This is a genomic window from Pseudoglutamicibacter cumminsii (genome assembly GCF_003143995.1).
Taxonomy (GTDB): domain Bacteria; phylum Actinomycetota; class Actinomycetes; order Actinomycetales; family Micrococcaceae; genus Pseudoglutamicibacter; species Pseudoglutamicibacter cumminsii_B.
Window position 1 is genome coordinate 288,970 of record NZ_QFWG01000002.1, and the last position, 13,823, is coordinate 302,792.

Annotated in this window: 15 protein-coding genes; 13 read left to right on the top strand and 2 right to left on the bottom strand. The window is 61.4% G+C overall.

The genetic code is table 11. The features are described 5' to 3' along the window. Nucleotides 1–266 precede the first annotated feature (266 nt). From CAY35_RS03210 to CAY35_RS03265, 12 genes are all read left to right on the top strand, one after another. Entirely contained in the window at nt 267–1,634 is a 1,368-nt protein-coding gene (locus CAY35_RS03210) for an ABC transporter permease (RefSeq protein ID WP_219930438.1), read from the top strand. Beyond that, nucleotides 1,631–2,917, top strand: coding sequence for an ABC transporter permease (locus tag CAY35_RS03215; protein ID WP_219930439.1), 1,287 nt, complete (start codon nt 1,631–1,633; stop codon nt 2,915–2,917). Before CAY35_RS03210 ends, CAY35_RS03215 begins: the two co-directional genes overlap by 4 nt. A gap of 8 nt (nt 2,918–2,925) precedes the next feature. Next, complete coding sequence (locus tag CAY35_RS03220) at nt 2,926–3,564, top strand: ABC transporter ATP-binding protein (protein WP_109303261.1); 639 nt, start codon at nt 2,926–2,928, stop codon at nt 3,562–3,564. 111 nt (nt 3,565–3,675) lie between these two features. Beyond that, nucleotides 3,676–4,020, top strand: a complete 345-nt coding sequence (locus CAY35_RS03225; RefSeq protein WP_109303262.1) for a non-heme iron oxygenase ferredoxin subunit — start codon at nt 3,676–3,678, stop codon at nt 4,018–4,020. Further along, complete coding sequence (locus tag CAY35_RS03230; RefSeq protein ID WP_109303263.1) at nt 4,020–5,348, top strand: NAD(P)/FAD-dependent oxidoreductase; 1,329 nt, start codon at nt 4,020–4,022, stop codon at nt 5,346–5,348. The genes CAY35_RS03225 and CAY35_RS03230 overlap by 1 nt, the downstream gene beginning before the upstream one ends. 260 nt (nt 5,349–5,608) lie before the next feature. Further along, nucleotides 5,609–6,286 carry a hypothetical protein gene (locus CAY35_RS03235; RefSeq protein ID WP_109303264.1) on the top strand — a complete coding sequence of 226 codons (678 nt, stop codon included), beginning with the start codon at nt 5,609–5,611 and terminating at the stop codon, nt 6,284–6,286. After that, nucleotides 6,283–6,792: an OmpA family protein gene (locus tag CAY35_RS03240; protein ID WP_109303265.1), complete on the top strand. Its 510-nt coding sequence runs from the start codon at nt 6,283–6,285 to the stop codon at nt 6,790–6,792. Before CAY35_RS03235 ends, CAY35_RS03240 begins: the two co-directional genes overlap by 4 nt. A 192-nt stretch (nt 6,793–6,984) precedes the next feature. Next, nucleotides 6,985–7,662 carry a hypothetical protein gene (locus CAY35_RS03245; protein WP_109303266.1) on the top strand — a complete coding sequence of 226 codons (678 nt, stop codon included), beginning with the start codon at nt 6,985–6,987 and terminating at the stop codon, nt 7,660–7,662. Then, a complete protein-coding gene (locus CAY35_RS03250) occupies nt 7,659–8,201 on the top strand; it encodes an OmpA family protein (RefSeq protein ID WP_109303267.1) in 543 nt (180 codons plus the stop codon). The genes CAY35_RS03245 and CAY35_RS03250 overlap by 4 nt, the downstream gene beginning before the upstream one ends. Before the next feature lie 74 nt (nt 8,202–8,275). Continuing rightward, complete coding sequence (locus CAY35_RS03255; RefSeq protein ID WP_101630560.1) at nt 8,276–8,998, top strand: response regulator transcription factor; 723 nt, start codon at nt 8,276–8,278, stop codon at nt 8,996–8,998. Further along, nucleotides 8,995–10,071, top strand: a complete 1,077-nt coding sequence (locus tag CAY35_RS03260) for a sensor histidine kinase (RefSeq protein ID WP_258265603.1) — start codon at nt 8,995–8,997, stop codon at nt 10,069–10,071. The genes CAY35_RS03255 and CAY35_RS03260 overlap by 4 nt, the downstream gene beginning before the upstream one ends. Before the next feature lie 58 nt (nt 10,072–10,129). Next, nucleotides 10,130–11,338 (top strand): multidrug effflux MFS transporter, encoded by a 1,209-nt coding sequence (locus tag CAY35_RS03265; RefSeq protein ID WP_109303268.1) that lies wholly within the window; start codon nt 10,130–10,132, stop codon nt 11,336–11,338. A 39-nt stretch (nt 11,339–11,377) separates the two neighbouring features. Here the strand turns inward: CAY35_RS03265 and CAY35_RS03270 are convergent, their stop codons facing one another. After that, nucleotides 11,378–12,178 (bottom strand): ZIP family metal transporter, encoded by an 801-nt coding sequence (locus tag CAY35_RS03270; protein ID WP_109303269.1) that lies wholly within the window; start codon nt 12,176–12,178, stop codon nt 11,378–11,380. Nucleotides 12,179–12,296: 118 nt separating this feature from the next. Between CAY35_RS03270 and CAY35_RS03275 the strand changes: the two genes are divergently transcribed. Beyond that, entirely contained in the window at nt 12,297–13,088 is a 792-nt protein-coding gene (locus tag CAY35_RS03275) for a patatin-like phospholipase family protein (protein WP_109303270.1), read from the top strand. Nucleotides 13,089–13,090: 2 nt separating this feature from the next. On the opposite strand, the gene CAY35_RS03280 is transcribed toward CAY35_RS03275, so the two are convergent. Then, nucleotides 13,091–13,786, bottom strand: coding sequence for a hypothetical protein (locus CAY35_RS03280; protein WP_109303271.1), 696 nt, complete (start codon nt 13,784–13,786; stop codon nt 13,091–13,093). Between the last annotated feature and the right edge of the window lie 37 nt (nt 13,787–13,823).

Consider the following 13,823-nt stretch of genomic DNA (forward strand, 5'->3'; position numbering starts at 1 on the left):
CGTCCGCCGCCGCCCGCCATCGTCCGCTAACCCACCCCCCAATTCGCGCTCTCGGGAACCTCTTCGCGTTCCTCCAGGCTCGCCGCAGAGCGTTTTCAGGATCAATTCAGAATTGGGTTATACCTTCTTTACGAACCTTTACGGCGCGCTGCATTCTGCGAATCAGTTTTCGCTCTCCACGATGTATGCCACTGTGGGTAGCCCCGCGACGAGTCTTGCGATCAGCGCCACGGACGCGCCAACCGTTTTACCGTGAAAGGGAAACTGTGACGTTTCTGGGAAGGGCTTGGCGCTATTGTGTCCGCAAGCCTGTCAAAACTCTGATTATTTTTGTTGTTCTTGCCGTGATGGCGACTGTGGTGATGTCCGCGGGGGCTGTGACGCGTTCTGCGGATCAGGTAGCGCAGGAGGTGGACGCAAAGACCGGTAGTGGTTTCGTGTTGGAGAACAATCCGCAGTACAACATGGGTACGCCGCGCGGCGCGGGCAACGTCAAGCCGGCTGATATTGAAAAGCTCGCGGGCCTGGACGGTGTTGCTTCGCATGTGGCCCGGCAGAACGTGACCGCTGATCTTGTGGGTGCGAAGGTGCTCAAGCCGGATCACGACGACTATGACCAGCAACGCGAGGCACAGTTCGGTAACGCTGTGAACGTGTGGGGTGTGAACCGTAGCGATATGGCTAACGCGTTCCGTAGCGGCTCGTTGAAGCTCGTTGAAGGCCGCCACTTGACGGCTGAGGACAAGAACAAGGCCGTGATTCACGAGGATCTGGCGAAAGCGAATAACCTCAAGCTCGGCAGCACCCTCACCTTGAAGGGCAACAAGTACGACGCCGATAACCAGAAGCAGTCCACGAAGGAAGTAAAGACTGAGGTTGTGGGCATCGTTTCGGGTAAGAACACCCGCCCGGTTGCTGTGCGTAGCGAGCTGTACGCGAACACGGTATTCACTGACTTGGATACCACGCGTGCGCTGTATCAGTTCACGCCAGAAACCGAGATTTATCAGGACGCGAACTTCTTCGTGGCTAAAGACGCCAACTTCGAGGATGTCGTGAAGGCCGCCGCGGCACAGGGCATCGACTGGAACAACTATCAGCTCTCGCGTTCGGCCGAGTACCTCGCCGGCATCACCGGGGCGGTCGATGGCGTCAAGAGCATCATGAGCAACACGATGGTGGGTGCCACTATCTTCGCGGCCGCAGTGGTTGCGCTGGTGTTGTTCTTGTGGCTCAACGAACGCAAGAAAGAAACCGGAACCCTGCTCGCCATCGGCGTTCGCAAGGGCAACATCACGGCCCAGTACTTCGCGGAGCTCATCCTGATCGCGATTCCGGCGTTCATCCTCGCGTACTTCGCTTCGAGTGCCGTCGCTCAGTGGATGGGTAGCGTGACGCTCGCGAGCGTGAACAAGTCCACTGAGCAGCAGATGGAGCAGGCAGGCCAGTTCGGTGCGGACATGGAGTCTTCAGCATCGCTTCAGACGCTGGATAGCCTCGCTGTTGGCCTGACCAATGGTTCGGTGATCCAGGCCGTGATTATCTGCGTGGCTGTGATCGCGGTGGTCGTTGCGATCACGTCGATCCCGATGCTGCGTAAGAGCCCTCGCGCGATCCTCGTGGACAACAAATGACGAACCCGTGGCCTCGAGCAATCCGTAGCGTCCTGCGTAAACCGCGGCGCAGCGTCCTGATGATCCTCATCATGGCCGTTGTGTTCACCGCGCTCGTTGCGCAGTCTGGTGTGCGTTCCTCTATGGCTGAAGTGAAGAACGCGATCAGCGCCAACGTTGGCGCTGGCTTCACCGCAACAGCAGCCGTCGATGCGGCGCCTGGTTCTGAAGCACAGCCCGGTTCCGATGCGCAGCAGCAGCCACCTGCCCAGCAGGCACCAGCCGAGCAAGCCGGCGTCGATGAGAAGGTCGCTGAGCGTTTGGCGGGCATCCCGCAGGTGGGTAAGCACAGCCTGGAGGCGGAGACGATCGCCCAACCTGAGGGTGCCAAGCCGGTCACGAGCGGCCGCGGGGTTCAGTTGGATCCTGAGTTCGCTGGCGGTGTCACTGTGACCGGCACGAGTGATTCTTCGCTCAACCCGGCCTTCCAGGGCAAGCTGTATCAGCTGGTTGAGGGTACGCATGTGGCCGCAACCGCATCGCAGGCTGTGATCCATCGGGACTTCGCTGAGCACAACAACCTCAAGCTGGGGGACAAGCTGGCCCTCACCCAGGGTGGCAAGAAGGTCACCGTGACGGTCGCCGGCATCTTTGAAGGGAAGACAGAGAACCCGAGCGGGCTTCCGGCCGGCGCCTCAGAGAACAACGTGTTTGTGGACCTCGCTTCAGCGCAGGAGCTCGGCGCGCCGATCACGGCTGGACGCTATTTCACGCACAACGCGGAGGAGCTACCGCAGGCGCTCGCCGCGGCCAAGAAGATCGCTCCGAAACTGACGCTGGAAGACAACTCGGCACAGTTCGCGCCGGTTCTTCAGGCGATCACTGGTGTGGACAAGCTCTTGGCGACGATGCTACTGGGTTTGAGCATCGCTGGTGCGCTGGTGCTCGCGTTGGTGAGCACGTTCTGGGCTCGCGGCCGCATCCACGAGGTGGGTGTGTTGCTTTCGCTCGGGAAAAGCAAAGGCAATGTGCTTTCGCAATTCGCGCTTGAAGCAACTATTTTCGCGGCCGTCGCCGCCGCCATTTCAGCGGTGCTCGGGTCAGTTCTTTCGGGTTCTCTCGGCCGGGCGGTTGTGGCCCAGGCCGGGGACGAGACCCTTTCCTCGATCCACCTCGCGACCAGCGCCAGCGGTATCGCTACAGCGCTCGCGTGGGGATTCATCATCGTCTTGATGGGCGTTTCGGTGGGGGTTTTGCCTCTCATCATGCAGCGTCCAAAACGCATTCTTTCGAAACTTAGTTAGGAAAAATTATGTCTATCATGCAGCTTGAGAACGTCGATTTCACGTACGGTAGCGCCGCTCAGCGCGTTTTGAAGAACGTGAGCTATGACTTCGAGGTCGGCACGTTTTACGCGATCGTGGGTTCTTCCGGCGCCGGCAAGACCACGATGCTGAGCTTGCTCGCAGGCCTCGATGCGCCCACAAACGGGGTTGTACGCTTCGACGGCAACGACATCGCCTCCACCGGCTACACACGCCACCGCCGCGACCAGATCGCGTTGGTGTTCCAGAACTACAACCTCATCGACTACCTCACCCCACTCGAGAACCTGCGTCTCGTGAACTCGAAGGCCACGGTTGAGGACCTCACCCGCCTGGGGCTCGATGCGGCGGCAGCTAAGCGGAATGTGTTGGCTTTGTCGGGTGGCCAGCAGCAGCGCGTCGCGATCGGCCGCGCACTCGTGTCCTCGGCCCCGGTGATCTTGGCTGATGAGCCTACGGGTAACCTGGATGAAGAAACCGCGGACGGCGTGATCGAGATTTTGCGTGATGCCGCGCATCAGCAGAACAAGTGTGTCATCGTGGTGACCCACTCGAAGCAGCTGGCGAAGGCAGCGGATGTCACGTTGCGTCTTGAGCGCCGCAACCTTGTGGAGCACCGCAACTGACTCCGGCGCCGGGTGCCGCATCGGCGCTGGCCGATGCGGCACCGCTGGTAGCCGCCACCGCATCGTCCGCTGCATCCGACACAACCGCATCCCACACAGAGGAGAGCACTCATGAGCGAGACCATCAAGATCCCTGTCAGTGACATCCCGGAGGCGGAGGCCTACTTGGTTCCGGGTGATGAGAACTCGACCGGCGAGGACATTTCGGTGTTCCATGCCGAGGATGGCTCGTTCTATGCGCTCAATGACGAGTGCACTCACGAGGTCGCAAGCCTCGCCGATGGCTGGATCGAAGGCACCGAGGTTGAATGCCCGATGCATGCGGCCCGGTTCTGCCTCAAGAGCGGTAAGGCGTTGTGCTTGCCGGCCACGGTGGACGCGAAGACACACAAGGTTGAGGTCGAAGGCGACACCGTGGTCCTGTACCCGGGTGTCCCTGCCACTGACGCTGAATGATGGCGGTGGGGTCTGTTGCCATCGTCGGTGGTGGCGTGGCTGGTTTCACGGTCGCGCAAGAGCTGCGTTCGCGTGGCTTTGACGGCGAGATCACGATGGTGGAGCCGGGTGGGCTGCCCTATGATCGGCCGCCGCTGTCGAAGGATTATCTGCTGGGCGCTCAGACGCTCGAACAGATTCAGTTCCAGCCGCGGGAATGGTTCGTTGAGAACCGCGTGACGCTCATCGAGGACTCGGCCGTGGCGGTAGACGCTCCAGCGGCTGGTTCCGCTAATGACCAACCAACCGTCCGGTTGAGTAACGGCGATGCGGTGGCCGCCGACCGCATCGTGCTCGCTACGGGCGGTGCCGCCCGCAAGCTCCCGGTTCCCGGCGGCGAGCTGCCCGAGGTCCTCGAGCTGCGCACCCGCGCCGACGCTGACCGTTTGCGAGACAGCGTCGGCGAAGGCACCCGCATCGTTGTTGTGGGCGCCGGGTTGATCGGTGCGGAAGCGGCTTCGACACTGTTGGCGCTGGGTGCTGACGTGACTCTTGTGGAGCCGGCTCAGCCGCCGCTTGTCCCCGCTGTTGGACCGGTGCTGGCCGAGTATCTTCACGCGATGCACGCTGAACGCGGGATCGACGTCATCCAGTCCGCCCCCGCGCGCATCGAAGTGGGCGGTACTGAGCTCGATGGGGCCGAGATCGATGGCGCCGAGCGGGTCGTCACGCTCACGGACGGCACGCAGCTGCGGGCAGGTCAGGTCCTGGTGGGTATTGGCATCACACCGAACACGGCGCTCGCCGAAGCCATGGGTCTTGAAGTCAACGACGGCGTGGTTGTCGATGAGCGCCAGCAGACCTCGAATCCCGCGGTCTTTGCCGTGGGCGATGCCGCTCGCATGCGCACCGCAGACGGCGAGCTTTTGCCGCGCGCGGAGCATTGGGAGAACGCGATGCACAGCGGCGCCCGAGCGGCCGCCGCGATCCTGGGGCAGGACATTCCTCAGCAAGGTGCGCCGTGGTTCTGGTCTGACCGCCACGGAGTTCACGTCGAAGGCGTGGGCTCGCTGGCACCCCAGCCAGTAGCCCACCCGGCACCCCACCCGGAGGCCGGAGCGGCGGACTCAGCCCAGTACATTCACCGGTTCAACGGGGACGGCACTCCGCAGGCGACGTTCCTGCTGAATCCGGATGGAAGCATGGCGGGGTGCGCCGCTGTCGATGGCGGCATGACGGTGCGTGCTGCCCGCCGCATCATCGATCAGGGGATCGTTGTCCCCGCCGATGCGTTGGCCGATCCGTCGGTTCCGCTCCGGAAACTCGCCCGCCCGCCCCGGAATGCATAGCGGACGCCCGGCCGCTGCCCAGCGTTCGGCTCCGACGCCGCACCCACGCGCAAACCCGGGAAACATAGCTAAAACGAACCTCAGGTAAACGTGGTCTGAAGTTTCGCGTCGTTGTCGCTAATTCGGTACAAAATCCGGGTTGTTGGCGACAGATCTGCGATAGGTTGAAGCGTCCTTCGCCGTAGCGTTGATATCAACGGGGCGGCAGAAAGCCACTCCACGAAAACTCAACTGAAGCTAGTAGACGCGAAAGGTTCGTCATGTTTAAGTCAGCAACTTCTAAAGCGATCGTATGTTTGGGGCTTGCGACCTCGCTCGCTTTGACCGGCTGCTCGGTTGGTGTGAGCGATGAGGGTAAGGACAACACCCAGAATGCTGAGCAGGCTTCGGCTCAGCAGCAGGGTGCCCAGCCGCAGGACGGCGGCTCGATGACTCAGGAGAGCCAGCCTGCTGAGGGTCCGGAGGAGAGCGCCACTGCTTCGGGCGAGGACCAGGGCGGCAACGCTGAAGGTACGGCATCGGGTGATGGCGTCACAGCGGATTCCTTGGAGGCGTTGGCGAGCACCACGGTTCGTACAAAAATCGGTGGAAATGATGACGCGAGCCTGACTGTTGAGTTGCTCTCGGTTAAGCGGAAGGGTGATCTGATCGAGGCGGTGTACGGCTTCACCGCGAACACGGACACAACTGACCTCACGTCTTCGGTATTCGATGTGAATGACAACTCGCAGTTCTGGCCTTACCTGATTGACCAGAAGAATTTGAACCGCCATTCGCTGGTCCGGGACGCTTCGGATAATGCCGCGAAGATCAAACTGATGCCGAATAAGCGGGTCACGGGTAAGTTCGTGTTCCCGGCCCCTCCTGAGGATGTTCACGAGATGGACTTCCAGCTGTGGCGTGGCGCCGAGATGGCGAAGGACGTGAAGATCGATTGAAACGCAGGAAAGTAGTTGCAGCAGCGGCGGTGGCGTCGATGCTTGCGTTGACAGTCCAGCCGGCGTCGGCGAGCGACGGCAAGATCAGTCCTCTCGATATCAACATCACGCCGCTTGATATCAACATCACTCCGCTTGGGACCAAGGAGAAAGACGGCAACGAGGATGTTGTGACGTTGTCTTCTGACGTTCTGTTCGACATCGATAAGCATGAGCTTTCGGATAACGCGAAGAAGAAGATCGGCGCCCTGGTCAAGGACATCCCGAAGAACGCGAAGATTTCGGTGGGTGGCCACACAGACAACGTGAAGTCGAAGGTCGGGAACAAGAAGCTTTCCGAGCTGCGTGCAAAGTCTGTGGCCGATGCGGTCAAGGCTGCCCGCAAGGACCTCAAGGTCGATGCGAAGGGCTTCGCAGATTCGAAGCCGGTAGCGGATAACGGCTCGGATGCTAAACCGAACTTGGAGGGCCGCGCACAGAACCGTCGCGTGGAGATCCGGTACTGAACCGCCGCGTCTAGATCCGGTACTAAAGCGCGGGCCCAGGGCCCGGTACTGACGGGTTTCCGGGGTTGTCGCGATATCGATACGAAAACTCACTGTTTGAGACAAAGCTGCGAAAAAACGCCTCCTGATTGTTCGTAGCATTGTAAACGAGACGGAGGCACACAGCTTTCTGTAAAGGCGAAAGGTTTAGCTATGAACAAGTCAACTGCTAGCAAGATGATCCTGGGCCTGGCGCTCGCCTCATCCATTGGTTTGGCGGGCTGCTCGGTGGGTGTGAGCGATGAGGGCCAGGACCAGAACGCGAACCAGGCTTCTGCACAGCAGAGCACCCAGGACGACAACGCAACCACGGAAGACCAAGCCCAGACCACGTCGGGCGATTCCACCGCAACCGATTCCACCGCATCGGACAATGCAACTGACCAGGGCAACGACTCCGGCGAAGGTAGCCAGTCCGGCGAGATGGACAACCGGGAACCGATCCTGACCGTCACCACGGGCGTGACTGTGGAAGGCGATAAGGACGCCAAGCTGACCATCGACATGCTTGAGGCGAAGCGTGAAGGCAAGTTCGTCAAGGTCGTCTACGGCTACACGCTGCACACCACCGCGGAAGATGAAGGCAAGTTCAACCTGTGGAAGGTCGCGGGGAATCAGCACCTCGTGACTGAGTACGCGATCGACCAGAAGAACCTCAACAAGCATGAGCGGCTGAACGCTCGAGCGACCACCAACCAGGTTGTGCACCTGACCCCGGGGAAGCGCGTGTATTCGACGTCCGTGTTCGCGGCTCCACCTGAGGACGTACACGAGATGGACATCAACTTGTGGAACAGCGTGGAGATGGCTCAGGGGGTTGAGATCGATTGAGGCGCGTAACAGGTGTTGCGGCGTCGCTCGTGGCTCTCGCCTTGGTGGCGGGGGCGCAACCGGCGCTCGCGGATGATGATCTGTCTGAACTGAGCGATGAAGAGATTTCTGACTCGATTCATCCGATTGATCCGATGATCGAAAAGATGGATCTGGGCATCAAGAAGCTTGAAACTAAGCGGAAAGAAGAGGGCAAGGAAGTCCTGAGTCTTTCCTCTGACATCCTTTTCAACATCGATAAGCATGAGCTTTCTGATAACGCGAAGAAGCGCATCGGTGAGCTGGTCAAGGATGTTCCGAAGGGTGCGAAGATTTCGGTGGGTGGCCACACGGATAACGTGCCGTCGAAGGTCGGGAACAAGAAGCTTTCCGAACTGCGTGCAAAGTCTGTCGCTGATGCGATCAAGGCGGCGCGCAAGGATGTCAAGGTTGATGCGAAGGGCTTCGCTGACTCGAAGCCGGTTGCCGATAACGGCAGCAAAGAGAAGCCGAATTTCGAAGGCCGTGAGAAGAACCGACGGGTCGAAATTCGTTATTAGCGGCTAGGCTGGGTCCATCGCGCGGATGCACCGCGTGGTGGGCCCGCTTGGCGTTGTGAAGGGTAGGAGTGTTCATGGGCGGTGTTGCGCCTCGTCCGCAGATTCTGTTGGTTGATGACGACGCGACCATCAGGGAACATCTGGCACCCGTTTTGAGCCGGAACGGTTTGGACGTGGACGTCGCCGTGGACGGAGCGGATGCGCTGCGGAAGATTGAGCACCGCCGCCCGAGCTTGGTTATTTTGGATGTTTTGATGCCGCGGGTTGATGGCCGCGAGGTTTTGCGCCGCATCCGAGCCGATGACGACTGGCTTCCGGTGATCCTGTTGACGGAGGTCGGGGAGTCGTTCGAACGTGCCGCCGCGCTCGATGACGGCGCTGATGACTACTTGACCAAGCCTTTCGATCCGGTCGAGTTGATGGCTCGGATTCGCGCGGTGTTGCGGCGTAGCGGGCAGGGTGGTGCCCCGCTGAGTGCGGCGGAGTCGCTGGTTGCTGGCGATCTGAAGCTGGACAGGCCCGCTCGCCGTATTTTTGTTGACGGCCGCGAGAAGTCGTTGACCCCGCGGGCGTTCGCGTTGCTCGAGTTCTTGATGAGCCACCCTGATGAAGTGTTTTCGAGGCAGCGTCTGCTGGAGACCGTGTGGGGTTTCGAGGCGATCGTGACCACCCGTGCGGTTGACCACCGTGTTGCTGAGATCCGCAAGGTGATCGGCGATGCGGGCGCCGGTCAGTCCTTGATCGAGACGGTCTCAGGCGAAGGCTACCGTTTCGCTGGCGAGGTGGAGCGCGCATGAACCAGCCGCCACGCCCAACTGAATTACAGGGCCAATCGGCGCCGCATCCGCCGATCATGCCCCCAGCCCACCACGGCAACACTGAGCCGGCCCCGCGTCAGCCGTCCCCGCATCGTACCCAACAGCCGCGCCAGCAACCGCGCTCACAGCCACAACAGCAACAGCGCAAGCAGCGTCGCAGCGGCAAGCTGAATTGGACGTTGTTGTGGGTTTTTGCGCCGCTGGTGGTGGGGCTTGTCGCGAGCCTCGTGTGGGCTCCACTTGATAGCGGCAAGGTTTTGACGGCCGCGACCCAGCTCGCGTGGGTTCCTTTCATTCTGGGGCTCTTTGCGACTGCCCTGTTGCTTACTGGCTGGTGGGCTGTCAGCTGGTTGCGTCGGGGCGAGGTGCGCGCCGTTCGCAAGGAGCGTGAGGAGCAGACGCAGCGCCGGCATCGGCTCATGGCGCGTCTGGATCACGAGTTGAAGAACCCTATTCAGGGGATCCGTGCCGCGCTCGCGGATGAGCCGTCGCAGCGGCAGCTCGACAGCATCGGCGTCCAGGCTCAGCGGCTTTCTAGCCTGTTGAGTGACTTGCGGAAGATCAGCGAGGTTGAGCACGCGGAGCTTGAGATGACAAGCGTGGACCTCACGGAGCTGGTGGAGGAAGCCGTTCAGACGGTCATGGAGGTTCCTGGCGCGCGTGAGCGTCACATCGAGGTCGCTCTGCCGCGGGCACCGCGTCCGTTGCCGCGCATTCATGGGGACTCGGACCTGCTGTTCCTCGCTATCTCTAATGTGCTGAGCAACGCGGTGAAGTATTCGGAGCCGGGCGCGCGCATCGAAATCCATGGCCGTGAGGCGGACGGTTCGGTCTATATTGACTGCGCGGACACGGGCCGCGGCATCGCGCCGGATGAGCTGGAGACGGTGTGGGAAGAGCTTGGCCGTTCGCGTGAGGTGCGCGGCACCGAGGGTAGTGGCTTGGGGCTGCCGATGGTGCGGGCCATCATCGAGCGGCACGGCGGTTCCACGGGACTGGAGTCGTGGCACGGCCAGGGCTCTAAGGTGACGTTGCGTTTACCTGTGGGGTAGCGACTGCCGGGGTAGCGAATGAGCTAGCGGCGGGGCGGGCGTCGTAGCATGGTCGCTGATGAGTGAAGAACGTTCTGTGAGCCGTCCGTTGCCGCGCCGCATGATCGCGGTGTTGGGGTTGTGTGGTGGGCTGGCGCCGTTTGCGATCGACGCTTATATCCCGGGGCTGGATCAGATTTCCCGGGAGTTTGGTGCGAGTGCGTCGGTGACGCAGTTGTCGCTGACGGGGTTCTTGATCACGATGGCGTTGGGTCAGTTGGTGATCGGTCCGTTGTCTGATCAGCGTGGCCGGCGCACGCTGTTGGTGCTTGGCTTGGTGGGTTCGGGTGTGGCGTCGTTGGTTGCGGCGTTGGCTCCGAGCATTGTGGTGTTGATTGTGGCGCGCTGTTTCCAGGGTTTGTGCGGCGCTGCTGGGGTGGTGTTGTCGAAGGCGATTATCGCGGACATCGGGCGCGGTAAGGGGATCGCTAAGGCGTTGTCCACGATCATGGCGATTCAGTCGATCGCACCGGTGATCGCTCCCGCGGTGGGTGGGGTTTTGATTCCGTGGCTTTCGTGGCGTGCTGTGTTTGTGATGTTGGCGTGTGTTTTCGCGGTGGCGGCTTTGGGTGTGTGGTGGGCTGTCCCGGAGACGCTACGTAGCGAGGACCGGCATTCGGGCGGTTTGAAGAAGGCGTTCGGCAACATGGGGGAGTTGCTAACCCGTGGCGCGTATGCGTTCCCGACTCTCATGTATGTGGGCAGTTTCGCTACGATGTTCGCCTATATTTCGGCGAGTTCGTTCATCATGATCCGCATGAATGGTTTCTCAGCCGGCGAGTATGCGGCCATGTTCACGTTCAACTCGCTTTCGCTGGTGCTTGCGAGCGCGGTGAATCCGTGGATTATCGACCGGATTCCGCCGCGTCGCTGGGTCACGATGGTGGGGTGTACGCAGGTTGCGGCTGTTGCGTGGCTTGTGGTTTCGGTGACCTTGTTGGAGGCGTCCGCATGGCCATTGATGGCTGGGTTTGTTGTGGTGGTGTGCTGTAACGGTTTCTTGCTGCCTAATTTGGTGGCGTTGTCTTTGGAGTCCTCGCGCGGCCGTACAGGAGCGGGGTCTGCGTTGTTGGGTGCGGCTCAGTTTGGTTTAGCCGCCGTGGTGGCGCCGTTGACGGGTATTGGCGATGGCACTACCGCGTTGCCGATGGCGCTGACGATGGCGGTGGCGTCCTGCGTTGTGATCGTTGCGTTGGTGGGTGTGCGGCGCACCCACCCTGCCGCTTGAAGGCAGCCGTCGCGCCGGGACCGAGCGCCGTCCACGCCGTTACGTCAGCAGCGAGAGCCCGGCGCCGAGTGCGAAGCCGAGTACGGTGAGTAGCCCTGCGGTGCGTCCGGTTTTTGCGCGGGCTTCGGGGATCATCGAATCCACGAGCATCACGAGGAGCGCCCCGCCCGCGAAACCGTTGATTCCGGCTTGGGCTTCGGGGGAGAGTGTGTGGGAGAGTCCGTAGCCGATCACGGTCGCCAGCGCGCAGAGCGCCGGGACAAGTAGCCAGATTCCGAGGATCCGTCGCGTCGGCACGCCGGCCGATTTCATGTCGGAGGCGGAGCCAACGGATTCGGGGATGTTGGCGAGGCAGATCGCAATGAGGAGCGCGATGCTGACGTCGTTTCCGGCGCCCATTCCTACACCGAGCACGGTTTGTTCCGGGATCCCGTCGAGGATCGCTCCCATGACGAGCACCATTCCCGCGTTATTGCGGCGGGTTCGCCGCTTTGTGCGGGATGAGTGCTGCGCTGTGCTGGCCTCGGTCGCCTCACTGGCCGCACTCGCCGCACTTGCCCCACTGACCGCACCGGACGGGGTTTCGCGGCCTTCGATGAGCCGGTCTGCGATGAAGTAGGTGAGCGCCCCGAGTGCCACGCCGATCGCGGTGGCGAGTGGCCCGCCGCTCGTGATGGATTCTTCTGCGAGTTCGAATGCGATGGTTGAGAAGATTGCGCCGGCACCGAATGCGAGGATCGCACCGATGAGCTTCGGCGGCCAGGGCGTGATGAGCCCGAGGACGGCACCGATGATGAGCGATGAGGCGGCGATGGTTCCCCACATGGTGGCGGTGAGCATATGGACAGTCTCGCACGGCTCGGGTGCGGCGGCGTCTTATTGGTGTTTTCTCTGGTGATTTTGTGGTTGATGCGGAAATGTAGAACCAGGCACGTCGCCGGAGGTGTAGGAGGTTTGTGTGCTTGGTTTAGCGTTGGGTGGCGGTGGTGCTCGTGGTTTGTGTCATGTGGGGGTGTGGCGCGAGCTGGAGCCGTTGGGTGTGCGTCCGGAGGTGATTGCTGGGACGAGCATGGGCGGGATCATCGGTGCGTTGATTGCGGCGGGGCATGATGCGGCGTCGGTTCAGAAGATCAGCGCGAATGTTGATTGGTTGAAGGTCCTGAATTGGGGTTTCAGCGGCCGCGTGTTTTCGACTAAGCGTCTGCGTTCCTTCTTGGCCCAGTATTTGCCGGAGACGTTTGAGGAGCTTGAGATTCCGTTGGTTGTGGTGGCCACGGATGTCGCGAGCGGCACCACCCGCTACCTGCATTCGGGGGATCTGCTCGCCGCGGTGCATGCCTCGGCCGCGTTCCCTGGGGTTTTGGAGCCGGTCCGGGTGGGGACTGATCTGTTGATGGATGGCGGGATGTTGAATCAGTTGCCGGTGGATGCGGCGCATTTCTTTGGGGCGCAGAATGTGATTGCGGTGAATGCGACGTCCTTGCAAACCGTGGATATGACCAAGGATTCTCAGCCGGTCCCCACGGGTCGGTTCCTTAAGGGGACGTTCAAGGAGGCTGTGCGTGGGATCGAGATTATGCAGGCGCAGCTGACCAAGATGCGGTTGTCGCTGTTTCCGCCGGATGTGTTGATTGATCCTGCGATGGACGATGTGGGGTTCACTTCGTTCAACAAGTCTGAGCGGGCTGCCGAAGCCGGGGCGGAAGCAACGAGGGAGCGGGCCGAGCAGCTGAAAGCGCTGCTGGGTTAGCTCTACAGGTTGTTGATGCTCCAGCCGGGGCCGCCTACGCGTGCGGTGCGTACGGCTGAGGCCCATGATTCGGCTTCTGCCATGAGGAGTTTCGCTTTGACGTCTCCGTGTGGCCGGGCGCTTTCGGGTGGCGCTGGTAGTTCGCGTCCGGTGCGTGCGGCCTCGAGGGCGTCGTTTTCCCAGTCGACGTGTTCTTGGAGTTCCTCGATCCGGCTCGCGTACGGTTCGGTGGGCCGTACGTTGCGGTAGTGGTCGTGGCGTGATTCGGCTTTCATGGCTTGGTAGAGCCAGTGCATGCGGATGTCACGGTTTTCTTCCACGGTGAGGGGCCAGCATTCGATCGCTTTGAGGTCTTGTAGCAGGTCGTATTCGTTCGAATACTTCGTGGTTTCGCGTGCTTCAAGCTGTGGTGCCTGACCGAATTCCAGGTGCCATGCCCCGTTGACTTTCCGCAGCGTCGTGGGTTTGGTCCACGGGGTGCGGCGCGGCGGCAGCGTTCCGGCCGGCAATTTGGCCAGGCGGCCGCTCCATTCGGGCAGTCCACCGAAGCCGACCGGGGCTGTAGGTGGCCAGAACCAGCTGAGTTCTTCGTCGTCGGCCACGTTGGTGTCGGCGAGCCAGCCGCGTTTCCAAAGCAGCCCTCCGATGTCTTGGTTGACGGAGGAGAAGGCGTTCATGAAGAGCTCGATGTCGTCCATGGCGGCTCCTGTTCGCTTGAGGTCGGTGTGTTCGCGG

Excerpts from the sequence above, each read along its gene's own strand:
- CAY35_RS03215 (WP_219930439.1), top strand. The coding sequence starts at position 1,631 with ATGACGAACCCGTGGCCTCGAGCAATCCGTAGCGTCCTGCGTAAACCG.
- CAY35_RS03220 (WP_109303261.1), top strand. The coding sequence starts at position 2,926 with ATGTCTATCATGCAGCTTGAGAACGTCGATTTCACGTACGGTAGCGCC.
- CAY35_RS03225 (WP_109303262.1), top strand. The coding sequence starts at position 3,676 with ATGAGCGAGACCATCAAGATCCCTGTCAGTGACATCCCGGAGGCGGAG.
- CAY35_RS03230 (WP_109303263.1), top strand. The coding sequence starts at position 4,020 with ATGGCGGTGGGGTCTGTTGCCATCGTCGGTGGTGGCGTGGCTGGTTTC.
- CAY35_RS03235 (WP_109303264.1), top strand. The coding sequence starts at position 5,609 with ATGTTTAAGTCAGCAACTTCTAAAGCGATCGTATGTTTGGGGCTTGCG.
- CAY35_RS03245 (WP_109303266.1), top strand. The coding sequence starts at position 6,985 with ATGAACAAGTCAACTGCTAGCAAGATGATCCTGGGCCTGGCGCTCGCC.
- CAY35_RS03255 (WP_101630560.1), top strand. The coding sequence starts at position 8,276 with ATGGGCGGTGTTGCGCCTCGTCCGCAGATTCTGTTGGTTGATGACGAC.
- CAY35_RS03260 (WP_258265603.1), top strand. The coding sequence starts at position 8,995 with ATGAACCAGCCGCCACGCCCAACTGAATTACAGGGCCAATCGGCGCCG.
- CAY35_RS03265 (WP_109303268.1), top strand. The coding sequence starts at position 10,130 with ATGAGTGAAGAACGTTCTGTGAGCCGTCCGTTGCCGCGCCGCATGATC.
- CAY35_RS03270 (WP_109303269.1), bottom strand. The coding sequence starts at position 12,178 with ATGCTCACCGCCACCATGTGGGGAACCATCGCCGCCTCATCGCTCATC.
- CAY35_RS03280 (WP_109303271.1), bottom strand. The coding sequence starts at position 13,786 with ATGGACGACATCGAGCTCTTCATGAACGCCTTCTCCTCCGTCAACCAA.